Raw genomic sequence first — 16,367 nt, forward strand, 5'->3', positions numbered from 1 at the left:
TCTGCCATGTGTGTCATGTGTAATGGGTTAATTTTTTTGACTTAACGTATAGCATGTATACGTTATAGAGCGGTATAAGCATATGCAATAATAAAGAAAGGAGAATGCACGTGGAAGGACAAGTAATGCAGATGCAAAAGGATAAAATGATGACTGACCTTATGAATGAAGCAGGTATAAAACCCACGGCTCAAAGAGAAATTATATGCAATATTGTAGTTCAAAATGCTGATCAGCATTTTACAGCGAAGGATATTGAACGGATGGGTGATGATTTGGGTATGCCCATCAGTTTGTCGACGATTTATCGTACTTTGGAGTTATTGGAAAAAAGAGGCATCATTATCAAACATAATTTTCACGATAATGATTCGGCGATCTACGAGTATGCTCATAAAGATGTACATCATCATTTAATCTGTAAGTCATGTGGTAAGGTCATTGAAATAACAGGGTTAGAGCCTAGTGATCTTCATGAACGGTTATTACATGAAGGTTTTCACTATACGTCCTATAATCTTAAAATATATGGGTATTGTGATGCATGTAAACCACAAAAGTAAGATGTATATGCGCATAAAAATTTTTACGCTTAACGTATACATACTGTACTTTTCCTAGATCCACGTAAACTTGTCAGTAATTAAAAATAGTTCAAATGAATCACATGAATGGATAAGGAGGCAGCAATGAAAGAAAAAAAACAAGATTTAGCAAAAGCATATAAAAGAGATAGTATATTATCAAGAGTTTTGATGATGATTAGCGTAACAGCAGGTATTATACCAATTTTTATAGTCATGAACATCATACGTATGCTTTCTACTCAGTCAGCTACTCTGAAAGGCATTGTACTCTCAGGGGTAATCGTTGGCATATGTCAAATCACAAAAGCTTTATTTTATGCACTGTCCATGTGGCAGGCACATGATTTTGCATACACATCCTTGGCCAAGATAAGACTTGATATGATTGAACACTTAAAGAAGTTGCCGTTGGGGTTTTTCCACAAACGAAAAGTTGGTGATTTAACACATATTATGAATCATGATGTGGATCAAATCGAATTGTATCTGGCACATGGATTACCAGAAATAACCGTTGCTATTTTGATTCCAAGTATTATCGCTATCAGTTTGCTTTTCATGGATTGGCGTTTAGGGTTAGCTTTAATATCCACCGTACCCCTTGTTCTCATCTATCAAGTCATACTGAACAAGCTCATAGCAGGTCTGTTCACGCACTATACTAAAAGTACGAAAAGGATGTCTGAAGATTTGCTTGAATATATAGCTACTATACCTGTTGTTAAAGCTTTTAGCAGAGAAGAGAGGCGGACGAACAGGGTATTAGACGGCATGCACAACTATATAAAATGGGTAAAAAAAATGGTGACGACCACAGCTTTTCCTATGGTTTTTTCTAACATGCTAATGGAAGGCGGATTGGTGGTCTTAGCCATTATAGGGTCCATGCTCTTACGTGATGGTAAAATAGATGCACATACTTTTGTATTAGCGATTATACTAGGTGGATTATTCAGTACAACCCTTTCTAAGCTCCCTACATTTCATCATATTGGCATTATTTATAAGAACTCAGCCAGTCGCATTCAGTCCATTATGGATGTTAAACCCATGAAAAAACACCCCCATCACAACCATATAAGTGGTGATGATATTGTACTTAAAGATGTCAGCTTTGGTTATGAGAAAGATCAGTACATCTTGAATCATGTGGATGTCGTATTCAAAAAAAATTCAGTCAATGCCATCGTAGGAACGTCTGGTTCGGGTAAAACAACCCTTGCAAATTTACTTATGGGATTTTGGCAACCTCAAAAAGGTCAAATAAGCATCCATGGACAACCCATCGATACAATCAGTGAACAAGACCTATCGAACCTTATGTCCATGGTTCAGCAAGAAACCTATTTATTTAATATGAGTATCAAAGACAATATCAAAATTGGCAATAAAGATGCCAGTGATGAACACGTGATACAAGTGGCTAAACGTGCACAGATTCACCACATGATCATGGACTTGCCAAAAGGGTATGACACGTTGGTAGGAGAATCAGGGGCAAAACTATCTGGTGGCGAAAAACAGCGTTTATCCATTGCTCGTACCATGTTAAAGGACACACCCATCATTATTCTAGATGAAGCAACATCAGCCATTGATGCATCTAATGAATATCTGATTCAAAAAGCTCTGGATCATTTAAGTCAGCACAAAACCATTATAACCATTGCCCATCATATCCATACGATTAAAAAAGCAGATCAGATTATTGTCATGGACAATGGCAGTATTCTTGCTAAAGGAACCCATGATCACTTAATGAAAAGTTGTTCTTTATATAAAAAAATGGTAGAGGAGCAAAGCAGTGTTGATAACTGGCAGATTAAGGAGGTCGTTAACATATGATATCAAATATTATAGGCTATATGACGCGAAAAGGAAAAGGTATGCTAGGCCTAGCCATCCTATGCTTTATCCTAAAATCACTTGCTCAAGCAGGCATGATTCTTGTCATATTCGACATGCTGAATACCATCATAGCTGGGCAAACAGACCATCTTGGCACATACTGGCTGATACTTATTGGTATCGTTTTAATAAAAGGCGCATTGGATGCCATAGCAGATATCGGAAAGCATTTTGCAGGTTTTGAAATTGTGGCTAAGATAAGAGAAAAAATAACAAAGCGATTGAAGCAATTTTCTTTAGGATTTTACACCAACGAAAGACTTGGTGAAATAAGCACGATTATCCATAAGGATGTGGATAATATGGAGAGTATAGCCGCTCATATGTGGTCAAGAATGTTTAGTGATATCATCACAGCTTTGATTATCGGAGGGTGGTTATTTGCCATCAATTGGAAGTTGGGGCTTGCAATGGTATCCTTTATACCCATTGGTTTATTGGTCTTTGTATTCGGCATTAAGTCCAGCAGCCAACTTGAAAAAGAGTCTCAAAATCGTTTGGCAGATATGGTCAGTCTGTTTGTAGAGTACACAAAAGGGATACCTTTATTAAAAGCCTTTAGTAAAAGCCCAACATTTGAAAATAAACTAAAAGACAGTACCATCAAATTTGGTGAAAGTAGTAAGAAACTCTCCAAATCCGTTGCCGGCTATATTGGCAGGTATATGCTATTTTTAGATATTTGTTTTGGTATATTGGCAGTCGTTGGAGCCTATATGGTATTTCACCAGGACATAACAGTTAGCACCTTTATCATCTTTATTGTCTTCAGCAAAGAATTTTACAAGCCTTTTTATCATGCAGAGTCTTATTGGCTTAAATATATTCAAGTGAAAGACAGCTATGGCAGAATCATGACCCTACTAAAAGCACCAGTGGTTGATACATGTAGGAACCCAGAAAGGATAAAAGGGTTCCATATTCAATTTGATCACGTACACTTCAATTATGAGCAAGATGCCTTTCGTTTGGTTAATGTAAACCTTGATATTGAGGAAAAAAGTATGGTGGCCTTAGTGGGTCCATCTGGTTCAGGCAAAACAACCATAACCAATCTAATCCTACGGTTTTGGGATCCTCAAAAAGGTCACATACGTGTAGGGGGTATTGACACACGAAAATTAGATTATGATGATCTCTTAGCCCATATAAGCATTGTCATGCAGAATGTGATACTATTCTCAGATACCATCTATGAGAATATAAAAGTAGGTCGACGGGATGCCACAATGGAAGACGTGATACATGCAGCAAAAAAAGCAATGATTCATGATTTTATTGTAAGTTTACCTCAGGGTTATGATACGCCATTAGGCGAAAATGGATTAGGGTTGTCAGGTGGTCAGAAACAGAGGCTTTCCATTGCCAGAGCATTCTTAAAAGATGCATCCATTGTCATATTGGATGAAATGACAAGTAACGTTGATCCCATAAACGAGAGGAAAATTCAAAAAGCCATCAGTAACCTATCTCTTAATCGAACAGTCATTGTTATAGCTCACCACTTAAAAACCATCAGGTGTGCCGACAAGATAGTGGTGTTCAATGAAGGGCAAATCGTTGAAAGAGGTAATCATAAGGAACTGCTGGAAGCTAATGGACTGTATAAGAACTTGTGGGATACACAGAAAAAAGCAGAAAATTGGAACCTTCGTGGTGCCTAAGACGTCATTAAAAATTAGTAGAACCACTCTCATATATACATCTCTTAAGTGAAGTATCACTTTCGAGATGTTTTGTTTTGAAAAAAACATTTTTTTTGTAAAAAACCCTTGCAAAAAAATTAATATGCGCTATAATTTAATCATAAAGTATATATTAATAATATGTTAAGGTTAACCTTAAAAAAGGATGATTGCAGTGAGCAAGTATGAAGAGGATTATATACGCTACATCTATTCAAGAATAGAACAAGGTGAACATCTTGTTAAAATAACGGATATCGCCAATGTATTTGGCTATACCAAGCAATCTGTTATTGAAATGATAAAGAAAATGGAAAGCCGCGGTTATGTAAAATACATACCCTACAAAGGTGTAGATATCACCGAAGAGGGCAGGAAAATTGGTTCCCGTATGGTAAGGGTCCATCGGTTGTGGGAGATCTTTTTAGTCAATGAATTAGGCATGAAATGGGATGAAATTGATGATGAAGCACATTTATTGGAGCATGCTACCTCCCCCCTTCTAGAAAGCAAATTATATACTTATCTAGGTAAACCCGAGTACTGTCCACATGGTAATCCCATACCCGATGAAGATGGCGAGGCAACCTACATTACCTATATGACCCTTGATCAAGTAACAGCCAACACCACATTTATCGTGAAGATGGTTAAGGATGAACCCTCGTTACTTAAGTACTTGAAACAAAACGGAGTCAACATTGGAACGACACTGTATATTCAATCCATTTTAGCCTATGATGGCATGATTCATGGTATCATAGACGGACAAGATTTTTATATGAGTAAAGAGTCTGCAAAACTTGTTTCCGGAATTATTGTTAAGCGTGAGAAAGGATGATTGGCATGAAAAAATTAATCATTGGTTTAGTGAGTTTAATGTTAATAGTGGTTATGGCTGGGTGTTCCAGCAACCAAAAGGTAAAAGAAGAAAAAGATGATACATTGAATGTGGTTGCTACAACAACCATGTTAAAGGATTTAGCCATACGTATAGGTGGCGATAAAGTCAATGTGGTGGACTTAATGGGAGCAGGTATTGATCCTCACCTCTACAAAGCAAGTGCAGGAGATGTGAGTAAGATGCAAGAAGCAGACCTGATTGTTTACAATGGGTTGCATCTTGAAGGAAAAATGGGTGAGATATTTGAAAATCTTCAAACCAGGGATAAGGAAGTCTTAGCTGTTGGTGAAGCCCTTGATGAAACCATGCTTCTGTCTTCTTCTGATTTTGAAGGCAATCAAGACCCTCACATATGGTTTAATGTGAAGTTGTGGATGGATGTTACCCGTGTGTTGGCTGATAAGCTGATTGCCATTGATGAAGGGAATCAAACTTATTATGAAGATGCTAGAGATAACTACCTAAAAGAGTTAGAAAATCTGGATCAATATGTGACGGACAGAGTTAATGAATTGGAAGAAGATCAGCGTATATTAATCACAGCTCACGATGCTTTTAATTACTTTGGAGATGCCTATGGATTTGAAGTAAGAGGGCTACAGGGTATTAGTACGTCAGCAGAAGCAGGTACACAAGATGTGAGTCAATTAGCTGATTACATCACCGAGAAACAGATAAAAGCCGTATTCGTAGAATCATCAGTACCTGTTAAAAATGTTGAAGCCCTGAAAGAAGCCGTAGCATCAAGAGGATTTGAAGTAGCCATTGGTGGCGAATTGTTTTCCGATTCTACTGGCTCAGCTGGTACAGAGGAAGAGACATTTATTGGAACCATGACCCATAATATTAATATTATTGTAGATGCTTTAAAATAAAAACCATGTATAGAATAACATGAGAGGTGATCAGATGCAGAAATACGTGATTGAAGTGGAAGATATGACAGTAGCTTATGAGGAAAAGCCTGTTCTTTGGGATATTGATATTAACATTCCAAAAGGCGTGTTAATGGCCATTGTAGGACCTAATGGTGCAGGGAAATCCACACTGATTAAAGCCATGTTAAGTCTGATTAAACCCATATCAGGAAAAGTCCTTTTTAATGGGTTGAATTATGAATCACAAAGGCGTTATATTGGCTATGTGCCTCAGCGGGGAAGTGTGGATTGGGATTTTCCTACAAGTGTTTTTGATGTGGTGCTCATGGGGACATACGGGCAAATAGGCTGGGTGAAACGACCAGGCAAAAAAGAAAAAGAAAAGGCCCTTGATGCCATAAAAAAGGTAGGTATGGAAGCATTTGTTGACCGACAAATCAGCCAGTTATCTGGAGGGCAACAGCAAAGAGTATTCTTAGCAAGAGCTCTGGTTCAAGAAGCGGATATTTACTTTATGGATGAACCTTTTCAAGGGGTAGACGCTAAAACAGAAAAAGCCATTGTGGCGATTTTGAAGGAGCTGCGTTCACGAGGAAAAACAGTTATTGTGGTCCACCATGATTTACAGACAGTAAAAGAATATTTTGACTGGGTAGCCCTCTTAAATACCAAGCTTATCCAATATGGAAAAGTTGATGAGGTCTTTACAGATGACAATCTAAGAATAACCTATGGCAGTACGGAAAGTGTCCTGAAAGGTGAGGGGTGATGGTATGACTTTAGATTTACTATTAAGAGATTATACACTCCAAATCGTAGCTTTAGGTTCTGCTGTCCTTGGTGCTGTAAGTGGTATACTGGGAAGCTTTGCCGTCCTTCGGAAACAGAGTCTCCTTGGCGATGCCGTATCCCATGCAGCACTTCCAGGTATTGCATTTGTATTCTTAATAACCGGTGTCAAACAGACGGAAATGCTCTTATTAGGTGCATTAATATCGGGATTGTTGGGTACGTTCATGATTGTAAGTGTTGATCGGTATACCCGTATCAAATTTGATAGTGCTCTTGGCTTAACATTGTCTTCTTTTTTTGGTTTAGGATTAGTACTACTTACATATATTCAGAAAATCCCTAATGCTAACCAAGCGGGTCTGGAGAATTTTATATTTGGTCAAGCATCCACTTTGCTTAAAAGAGATGTGTATTGGATGATAGGCCTTGGCATTATGATTCTCACCGTTGTCATTGTATTTTGGAAAGAGTTGAAGATTTTTTCCTTTGATCCAGAATTTGGTAAGAGTATTGGGTTTTCTGATATGAAAATCAACATGCTGTTATCCAGTATCACAGTTATTGCCATTATCATTGGTTTGCAGTCTGTTGGTGTTATATTAATGAGTGCATTATTGATCGCACCTGGTGTGGCAGCACGGCAATGGACGGATAAATTAGCCATCATGGTTTTATTAGCCGCTATCTTTGGTATAGTAGCTGGTGTTATAGGTACAATCATTAGTTCCCTGGTTGGCAACATGCCCACAGGTCCGGTTATTGTGGTGGTTATTAGCTTAATTGTCTTCTTCTCTTTATTTTTTGCAACCAAACGAGGTATGCTATGGCGTGTTATGAGGATGAAGAGGAATAGACGGGACATTAACGACAGCAAAGTGTTAGTTAATCTCTACGAATTGGCCATGAATCATGATGTGGTATACCATCCCCATAAAACAAACGTGATTATGCTGGGCAAAAATAATAAGCGTACAGATAATAAACATGTCATCAAAAGTCTTCTTTATCTGTGTGATAAAGGTTACGTTAAAAGGGATTATTTTGATACATGGTCCATTACAGATTTAGGTATAGAAAAAGCAAAAAGAATCATGGCTAACCATGGAGGTGAAAAATTATGACTCCTCAAGTAGAAATTATGCTCATTGCCGTTATTGTTTCAGCAGCTTGTGCCCTATTAGGTGTCTTTCTTATTTTAAGAAAAATGGCCATGATGACAGATGCTATATCCCATACGATTTTACTTGGTATCGTTATTGGCTTTTTTATAACAGAGAGTTTAACATCACCTTTGCTGATTATTGGTGCAGCACTTATAGGCTTACTGACCGTTTATTTAGCAGAACTTCTTAAAAGAACCAAGTTAATGTCAGAAGACAGTTCCATCGGTCTTGTTTTCCCCTTTTTATTTAGTATAGCGATTATTCTGATTACAAGATATGCAGGTAACATTCATTTAGATGTAGATTCAGTACTATTAGGTGAACTGGCATTCGTTCCTTTTGATCGACTTATTTTATTTGGACGTGATGTAGGACCAAAATCCTTGTACGTGATGGGCATCATTTTAACCATTGATCTTGCGTTTATCCTTCTTTTCTATAAGGAACTCAAGTTAGCGACTTTTGATGCTGCATTAGCAGCCGTTATTGGTTTTTCACCTGTGTTGATGCATTATGCACTCATGGGTCTGGTATCTGTTACAGCTGTAGGTGCTTTTGAAGCCGTTGGGTCCATATTGGTGATCGCATTTATGATTGGACCTCCCATAACAGCTTATATGCTAACGGATAAATTAAAGACCATGCTTGTGTTAAGTGTGGTCATAGGTACCTTTAATGCGCTTTTAGGTTATCAAGTAGCCGTTATCTATGATGTGTCCATTGCAGGTTCCATTGCTACAGTGATTGGTATCACCTACTTGATTGTTTTTATAACCGCTCCAAAAAGAGGCATCATCACCATGGTGTATAAACGACATATGCAGCGCATAGACTATGCCATGCACTCGTTATTGGTTCATCTCTATAACCATGAAGGCACGGAGGAAGAAGAAGTAGAAGCCAATCGTCATGTGATTGATCAGCATCTACATTGGCAAAAAAGCTTTTTGGATAAAATAATGAAAAAGGCTTTACGGCTTCAATGCATTGTTGTGGAACAAGAATTTCTAAAATTGACATCAAAAGGAAGAGAGTATGCCATTAGAAGTTTTGAAGACATATAAGCTTTCAACGCTCAAAAATGTCCATTAAAATCAAGGTATGGGTTTTGATTGACGATACTCAGAAGGTGTTTTTCCAAAATGGCGTTTAAAGGTTTTAGAGAAATAGAACTGATTACAGAAGCCTAACCTTTGAGAAATATCACTAATGGAATAATGGGTTCTTCTGAGCATACGACAAGCTTCATCCAATCTCTTCTTTAGAAGATATTGATGGGGTGTAATTTTAAAATTTTGCTTGAACAATCGAAGGAAATAGATAGGATTAAGAAAAGTCTTGCCTGCTATTTCCTCTAATTTTAGATTTTTATGGTAGTTATCATGCATAAAATCAATGGCAGGCTTTAATTTGTCATAATGATGATAGGTCATGTTATCTATCTTTTTTTGTTGTGCTTTTATCATATCCGATATGCATAATAACAGGAGTGAGGTCACATAACAAGTCAAGCCTATAGGAGCCGTTTCATGGGTATTATAGGGGGGTTTTAAATCACCATGAAATAACTTAGGTATGCAGGTATAATCCATATCCCTTAAAAGGGACTTGTCTTTTTCCCAGATATAGACTGGGGCGAGATGCTCCAAGTATTTATTTAACATAAGTCCATGAGGGATAAAATGCAACCAATAAACAGATAGATAGGACGAACATAATTGTGCTTGCAGCTTATGGGCATTAATAAAATACACATGCCCAGGCTTCAGTGTGTAGGTTGTACCGTCAACCCGAATAGAAGCTTCCCCTTCAACAGGAAAATAAAGCTTATAATCGTGTTCATTGGTGATGTATTTCATACTCCACTTTGGTAAACAGCGATTAAAACCGCCACATATCAATTTGACATTTAAATCATCCATCCTATTCACTCCCAAAGTTAATATTACATATATTATAGTTGGTTTTATTGATTCACAAAGCATCAATAAAACGTTATGATTAGTATAACAAGTGGTTTTTTATGTGTCAATATTATATATATGCTAATGCCCTTGATAATGGTTAATAAGAACCCTATCGTACTTGCATAAAAAAGGAGGTAACAACATGTTGCATGAACCAAGTCACCAAAGGTCATTACCTGTCAGAGAAGACATGATGATTAGCAAAAAGGATAAAGAAATTCTGAGAAAATTGGGGGCTCAGATTGCCGATATAGCAGCATTACCCATTCATAAAGAAAAGGCGGTACTTTGGACCAGACTCAATGACCTTAATGGGGTAAGACCCATGGTATGGATTAATGAAATACCTTGGCATGAGATGAATGTAGATGATGAATTGACGCTGCAATGTGAGCACCAATGGGCAAGAAACTTAGAGGATAAGTTAAGAAAAACAATTTACCAGTGGAATCACATGCCTGGTGATATGGTTGTCAATCCCTACATTGATTGCCCTCTCATCATTCATAACTCATCCTTTGGTATTACAGAGGATGTGGATGTGGTTAAAACCGATGGTGATAATAGTGTTGTGTCAAGACACTTTAACATTCAGATACAAGAGCCTGAAGACATCGAAAAAATTAAACTACCTAAAATTACATATGATAAGGAAAAAACAGATGACACGTATCAGGTGATGTGCGATATTTTTGACGGTATTATACCCGTGAAAAAAGTAGGGCGATCCCATATCTGGTTTACACCATGGGATTTTTTAGTACGATGGTGGGGCGTTCAAGAGTCCATGATGGATTTGATTATGCGACCAGACATGGTGCATCAAGCCGTTGAAAAAATGGTGGATGCATGGATGCATGAACTTGATCAATATGTTGAACAGAACCTCTTGTCTCTTGATTGCAACAATACCAGGGTTGGTTCTGGTGGCTATGGTTACATCACTGATCTTCCAGGAAAAGACTATGACCCTGACCATGTAAAACCACACAATATGTGGGGATGCTCTAACGCACAAATATTCAGTGAAGTGTCTCCAGACATGCACTGGGAATTTGCTATTGAACATGATTTACGATGGTTAAGCAGGTGGGGGCATACCTATTATGGCTGTTGTGAACCTCTCGATAAAAAAGTACATTTGCTTAGGAAAATTCCTAATCTTAGAAAAATATCCGTCAGCCCATGGTGCGATACGGAAAGAGCTATACATGATATACAGAATGATTATGTCATCAGCAGAAAACCCAATCCTGCTATTTTTGCTGGCAGTAATTGGTCTGAAAAGAAAGCAAAGGCAGACTTAACATCCTTCATGGAAAAAACAGAAAGACAGTGTCACGTGGAACTAATTATGAAAGATATCTCCACTGTTAATTACAAGCCTCAACGACTTTGGGAGTGGGAGAAAATAGCCATGAGAGTAGCGGAAGAATTTAGTCGATAGTTATGTTAAGCACTTAAATAGTAGGCACACAAGTCTAACGAAGCTTCATGAAGTAAAGATGCATCTGTTTTGAAAACGCACATTTAACTTGACTTACACAGCAAGTTAAATGTGCGTTTATTACTTTATCTATTTATGGATAAGCGGTATATAAGGCTTAACTTGGCAAAGGTGTTCTTTATTAAGATGTAATAATAGGCAGATGAATATAGACAGTTGTTCCAACACCAAGGGTACTTTTATATTGAAGGCCAAAGCCACAACCAAAGTACAATTTAATACGTTCATTCACATTATGCACGCCAATGCCTGAGCTGCTACGCTGATTGGTTTCATAGGCATGGGAGAGAATAGCCTCACATGTTTCTGCATCCATACCAATCCCATCATCAGCAATTGAAATGATGACTTTATCTCCTTCTGTATAAGCATCAATATGAATACAGCCTTTTTCCCGTTTGTTTTTAATACCATGATAAATGGCATTCTCTACCAGTGGTTGCAGAATAAGCTTAATGATCTTATAGTCTACTATGTGATCTTGAGTTGTAATGGTGTATGTAAACTTATCCTCATAGCGCATACTCTGTATAAAAAGATAATGCTTGATATGCTGAAGCTCAGAGGATAACGGGATAATATCCTGACCACGGCTTAGACTTAGTCTAAAAAGCTTAGATAGGGATTCCGTCATGGGTACGATGTTGTCATTTTTACTCTCTGCCATCCAAATAATCGAGTCCAGTGTATTGTATAGAAAGTGGGGATTAATCTGTGCCTGAAGGGTTTTTAACTCAAGTTTTCGTTTCTGTTCCTGGTCGGATATGACTTGAGCCATTAATTTTTCAATCTGTTCTAACATGCTGTTAAAACGGGATGATAAGATACCAATCTCATCATGGGACTTAATATCCGCTCGAATGGTAAGGTTACCTTGTTGAACTTGAGCCATACATTTTCGAAGTTTAAGAATGGGGTTGGTAATGGCTGTGGATAGCACATAAGTAATGGCAAGTGCAAAAATCAATGCCAATACACCCATAGATAGGATAATTTTTTTGATTTGCTCCGCATCTTCTGTAATACTCTTATAAGGAGTGGCAGCAACAATATACCATGGCGCATTGGACATGCTTTTTGAAACGATTTGATACTTTTCTTCATGAATATACGTGGTAAATATGTTATGATCCTGATGAATCAACCGGGTGGTTAAATCATCCATGTGGCTTTTAAAGGTATAGTCATCAGACAGATCATCAGCATCGTCCGGATGATAAATAATCTCACCAGCTTGATTGACAATAAAGATGAGACCATTTTTATAGAAATTGGCTGAGTCACAGAATGTCTTAATTTCAGACGTATTCACACTGATATGCATAACACCTGTTTCTTTCAGGCCATCATAACGTTGGATGGTTCGGTTAACGGAAAAGACAGAAGGACCTAAGTCATCTAAATAATCCTGTTGATGAGGACCAGAAACTTGGGGTGTAACACCTGATTGTGATATAGCCTTATACCAAGGTTGGCTCTTATAATCGTAAGCCGTATTCAAGTCCAGATGCATGCTTTTGAATACAGATAAGCGGCTATTATCAAAGATTAAAATAGAGTCTATATCGCTTCGTGATGTGAGAATATTAGAAAGCAACTCTAAGGTTCGCTGAAAACTATCCGACGAGTCCATAGGGTAATAAGAATCATGTTGGTTGAGGTATTTCTGCACATGGTGGTTATACGCAATAACATTGGAGATATTTTTAAGCTGGCTCAGGTATTCATCGGCATTTTCCATAAGCGATGAGGTTACTTTTTTGGAATAATCAATGTTGTTATTGAGAAGTTTGGCATTATATTTAGAAAGAGCGAACAACAAGGTTGAACTGATTAAGGCAATAATGACAAGAGAAAAAGAGAGGAGTAGTTTTGTACGTATACTGATATGCTGGATGTTATAGAGCATGTTTTTCATTCTATGCATCATGATGCCTCCACGTTTTTTCTATAGTCTGTTGGGGATTCACCTGTATATTTTCTAAAAGAAACACTAAAATAGTGGGGATTTGGGAAGCCTACAAGATGAGCGATCTCATAGGTTTTTAATTGTGTGGTTTTCAAGAGCTCCATGGCCTTTTCCATTCTTTTGTTGATGAGATAATTTTTGAAGTTTATACCCGTTTCTTTTTTAAAGAGAGAACTTAAGTAGACAGGGCTAACACAAGCGGCATCAGCAACGGTATTAAGGGATAAATCTTCAAGGTGATAGTGGTGGTCTATGTAATGCTTTGCTTTGGCTATAATATTATGGTTGCTATTATTTCTTGATAGTGTGAGCTTTTCGGCAACATGCATGCAAAAAGCTTCCACAGGTTTTACCATATCATCAATGGTGTTCAGTTTCTCTAAGGTATCATAAAGGGCAATACCTTCTGCCCATATGGTGGTGGATAGGCCATTGGTTTTTGCCATGACTTTTAGTATATTCGTAATGATTTCTATAAAGATTAATTTAATGTTAACAAACGTCAGGGTTTCTTGTTTTTTTAATAAACTGGCAATACTCAGCAAGGTATGTTTGATATTTTTTATTTCACCTGCTTTAATGGCTTCCAATAAATAACTGCTTGTATCAAAAGGGTAGTAAAACTCAGATTGTATGTAATCCAAGTCATGTATATCGTAGATATTGTTTTTCCCAAGGGTGTATTTACATTCAAGAGCTAATAAAGCTTTTGTGTATGAGTTATGAAGCAAGTGCATTTCCTTAACAGTTGTACCCATGGCGGATGTTAGCGGTATGTGCAGGTGATCGTTTACATTGTTCTGAATGACTTGAAGTGTAGTGGATAATATATTTCGATTTTCCAAGGATGTTAAGTAAGGATGGTTATTAAAAACAAGGATAATTCGGCTAGCATGATCCGAAAACACATCATACTGTTTGCCGATTGTATCGGAAATAATATTTTTAACAGCAAAACAATACAATTCATCATCTTTTGCTTGAATGGCACTTAGATCAGGTTCAACAACGCATACACTATAGGGGGAAACATCAAAGGAAATCTCTAAGGCTTGTAACCCTTCTAGGATACGCTCATTGTTCCCTGGTGTACAGATTAGCTGATGCAGCAGTCTTTCTCTTAGTAATGGTAAGCTCTGATGCAGTTGGTTTTTCATTTTTGTGAGGTAATCCCTCTGTTTCAACTCACCGTTCATCTCTTGACAGATAGCCTTTATTTTACCATAGAGGGTTTTGGCACCAATGGGTTTGAGAATATAATCTTTTACCCCAAGGCATATGGCTTCTTGAGCTAATTCAAATTCATCGTAACCGCTTAGAATAACCATGTAAGAAGCAGGAAGATGCTTTTTAATGTGTTTTGTTAATGCAAGACCATCCATAAAGGGCATCTTGATGTCCGTCAGTATAAGATGGGGCTTAATTTTCAAAGCTATGTCCAAAGCTTGCTCACCATCTTCAGCTTCATAAACCTCCGAAAATCCTAAAGAATGCCAATCAATAATTTGGCTAATGGAAGAACGTACGAGTTTTTCATCATCTACAATTAAAAGTTTGTACATATGAAGTCCCACCTTATTCATATAATCATTATTCCTATAAAAAGCATATCACCCTATTGTTGAAAAATCAATGATGTAAGGCTTATTGTTAATAAATGGACCATCATGTGTTAAAAAATTGAATTAACAATCCATGAATAAAAAATTATAATGGGATTAACAGGTGTGAAGGGAATGTGCTAATATTAAACAATAGAATACTTTGGAGGAGGGTGTCATGTTGAAAACATTATTAGCACTGTTGATAACCATAGCACTTATACTAGTTGGCTGTGCAAGGCGTTCAGATGAAATAGGAGAAAGGCTACATCCTTCAGAAAATAATCTTTTACCCCAAGATAAGGATTACAATGAACCAGAAGTTGATATGACGCACTTAAAATCTTATGATGGCCAGCTGCTCATCTATCCAACAGAAAAGAAAGAAATACCCCCAAGACCTTCCCAGCCAGAATTATTGCCTCCAGATAATGCACGCCATTGGTTTGATATTGAATATCCAGGATGGGTGACGGAAAAAATAAACATGCCTGTATCACCTGGTGATGGACCTAAGGGGAAAAAGGTATCGGTTATTGTCACCAGTCGACATCCTTATTGGACAGCAGTTGGTATTGGTGCTAAAAAAGTGGCAGATGCTTATGAAATCGATTTTAAAATGTTAAATGCTAATCAAGATCTTCAGCTACAAAACCAATACATTGATGAGGCCATTGAAGAAAAGGTGGATATGATTCTATTGGCTTCAATGGATACAAAAGAGGCTATCACACAAGCCAAAAAAATTAATGATGCAGGCATACCCCTTATCTTATTTAATACACTTCCTGAATCCGAAGCTTTAAAGTATTGCCTTGCATGGTCTGGACCGGATGACTGGGCGAATTTTGAGAAGCTTTCACGTGTGCTTGCGGATAAAATGAACAAACAAGGTGGCGTCGGTTATCTCAGACATACACCTGTAGGAGGTTCCCCTTATTATTCCAGAACATGGGCGCCTATTACAGAGCTGATGGTTTATGCACCAGAGATCATCACATTGGTTTCAAAAGATTGTGCCTTTGATTATGATGAATCCAAAGACATGGTACTTCAGTGGATTGACCAATATGGCTATGGGCTCAAAGGTATTGTGTGCAGTGACGATTCCATTCAAGCCATCGGTGCCATTGATGCATGTAAGGAAATGGGAAGAGGGGATATCATCATTGTGGCATCAGGAAATGGTAAACACGGTATGGATGCGGTTAAAAACGGGGATTTATTTGCAATCACCTATCAATCTGCAGAAGCCGATGGCGCACTGCCTATGAAGGTTGCAGCCGATTGGTTCAAGGGTGAAGATATTCAACCCATTTATTATTTATCAAGCAACATCATTACCCGAGAAAACGTGGATAAATACATGCCAGCTCAATGGTAAAAAATCATATAACGGGGATACC

13 protein-coding genes are annotated in these 16,367 nt (G+C 37.6%); 10 read left to right on the forward strand and 3 right to left on the reverse strand.

The features are described from left to right. Positions 1–110: 110 nt before the first annotated feature. The 8 genes from HZI73_RS08990 (at position 111) to HZI73_RS09025 (ending at position 8,981) form a co-directional block, all read left to right on the forward strand. The gene (locus tag HZI73_RS08990) at positions 111–563 is read left to right on the forward strand and encodes a Fur family transcriptional regulator (protein ID WP_212697913.1); all 453 of its coding nucleotides are present in this window, start codon (positions 111–113) and stop codon (positions 561–563) included. Positions 564–689: 126 nt separating this feature from the next. Beyond that, positions 690–2,432, forward strand: a complete 1,743-nt coding sequence (locus HZI73_RS08995) for an ABC transporter ATP-binding protein (RefSeq protein ID WP_246552425.1) — start codon at positions 690–692, stop codon at positions 2,430–2,432. Beyond that, a complete protein-coding gene (locus HZI73_RS09000; protein ID WP_212697914.1) occupies positions 2,429–4,159 on the forward strand; it encodes an ABC transporter ATP-binding protein in 1,731 nt (576 codons plus the stop codon). Before HZI73_RS08995 ends, HZI73_RS09000 begins: the two co-directional genes overlap by 4 nt. 196 nt (positions 4,160–4,355) lie before the next feature. Then, on the forward strand, positions 4,356–5,021 hold the full coding sequence (locus HZI73_RS09005) for a metal-dependent transcriptional regulator (protein ID WP_212697915.1): 666 nt from the start codon (positions 4,356–4,358) through the stop codon (positions 5,019–5,021). A 5-nt stretch (positions 5,022–5,026) separates the two neighbouring features. Continuing rightward, positions 5,027–5,959, forward strand: a complete 933-nt coding sequence (locus tag HZI73_RS09010; RefSeq protein WP_246552427.1) for a metal ABC transporter solute-binding protein, Zn/Mn family — start codon at positions 5,027–5,029, stop codon at positions 5,957–5,959. 34 nt (positions 5,960–5,993) lie between these two features. Beyond that, the gene (locus tag HZI73_RS09015; RefSeq protein ID WP_246552430.1) at positions 5,994–6,731 is read left to right on the forward strand and encodes a metal ABC transporter ATP-binding protein; all 738 of its coding nucleotides are present in this window, start codon (positions 5,994–5,996) and stop codon (positions 6,729–6,731) included. Between the two features lie 4 nt (positions 6,732–6,735). Then, positions 6,736–7,875 carry a metal ABC transporter permease gene (locus HZI73_RS09020; protein ID WP_212697918.1) on the forward strand — a complete coding sequence of 380 codons (1,140 nt, stop codon included), beginning with the start codon at positions 6,736–6,738 and terminating at the stop codon, positions 7,873–7,875. Then, on the forward strand, positions 7,872–8,981 hold the full coding sequence (locus HZI73_RS09025; protein WP_212697919.1) for a metal ABC transporter permease: 1,110 nt from the start codon (positions 7,872–7,874) through the stop codon (positions 8,979–8,981). The genes HZI73_RS09020 and HZI73_RS09025 overlap by 4 nt, the downstream gene beginning before the upstream one ends. A gap of 30 nt (positions 8,982–9,011) precedes the next feature. On the opposite strand, the gene HZI73_RS09030 is transcribed toward HZI73_RS09025, so the two are convergent. Beyond that, complete coding sequence (locus HZI73_RS09030; RefSeq protein WP_212697920.1) at positions 9,012–9,839, reverse strand: AraC family transcriptional regulator; 828 nt, start codon at positions 9,837–9,839, stop codon at positions 9,012–9,014. A gap of 187 nt (positions 9,840–10,026) precedes the next feature. On the opposite strand from HZI73_RS09030, the gene HZI73_RS09035 reads away from it, so the two are divergent. Beyond that, positions 10,027–11,331, forward strand: a complete 1,305-nt coding sequence (locus HZI73_RS09035; RefSeq protein ID WP_212697921.1) for a hypothetical protein — start codon at positions 10,027–10,029, stop codon at positions 11,329–11,331. Between the two features lie 181 nt (positions 11,332–11,512). Here HZI73_RS09035 and HZI73_RS09040 read toward each other — a convergent pair whose 3' ends face one another. Together HZI73_RS09040 and HZI73_RS09045 are read right to left on the reverse strand one after the other, a co-directional pair. Then, complete coding sequence (locus tag HZI73_RS09040; RefSeq protein ID WP_212697922.1) at positions 11,513–13,321, reverse strand: cache domain-containing sensor histidine kinase; 1,809 nt, start codon at positions 13,319–13,321, stop codon at positions 11,513–11,515. Next, complete coding sequence (locus HZI73_RS09045) at positions 13,318–14,922, reverse strand: response regulator transcription factor (protein ID WP_212697923.1); 1,605 nt, start codon at positions 14,920–14,922, stop codon at positions 13,318–13,320. The genes HZI73_RS09040 and HZI73_RS09045 overlap by 4 nt, the downstream gene beginning before the upstream one ends. 217 nt (positions 14,923–15,139) lie before the next feature. Between HZI73_RS09045 and HZI73_RS09050 the strand changes: the two genes are divergently transcribed. After that, the gene (locus tag HZI73_RS09050) at positions 15,140–16,345 is read left to right on the forward strand and encodes a sugar ABC transporter substrate-binding protein (protein WP_212697924.1); all 1,206 of its coding nucleotides are present in this window, start codon (positions 15,140–15,142) and stop codon (positions 16,343–16,345) included. The last annotated feature ends 22 nt before the right edge of the window (positions 16,346–16,367 follow it).

The organism is Vallitalea pronyensis, assembly GCF_018141445.1.
GTDB classification, from domain to species: Bacteria; Bacillota; Clostridia; order Lachnospirales; family Vallitaleaceae; genus Vallitalea; species Vallitalea pronyensis.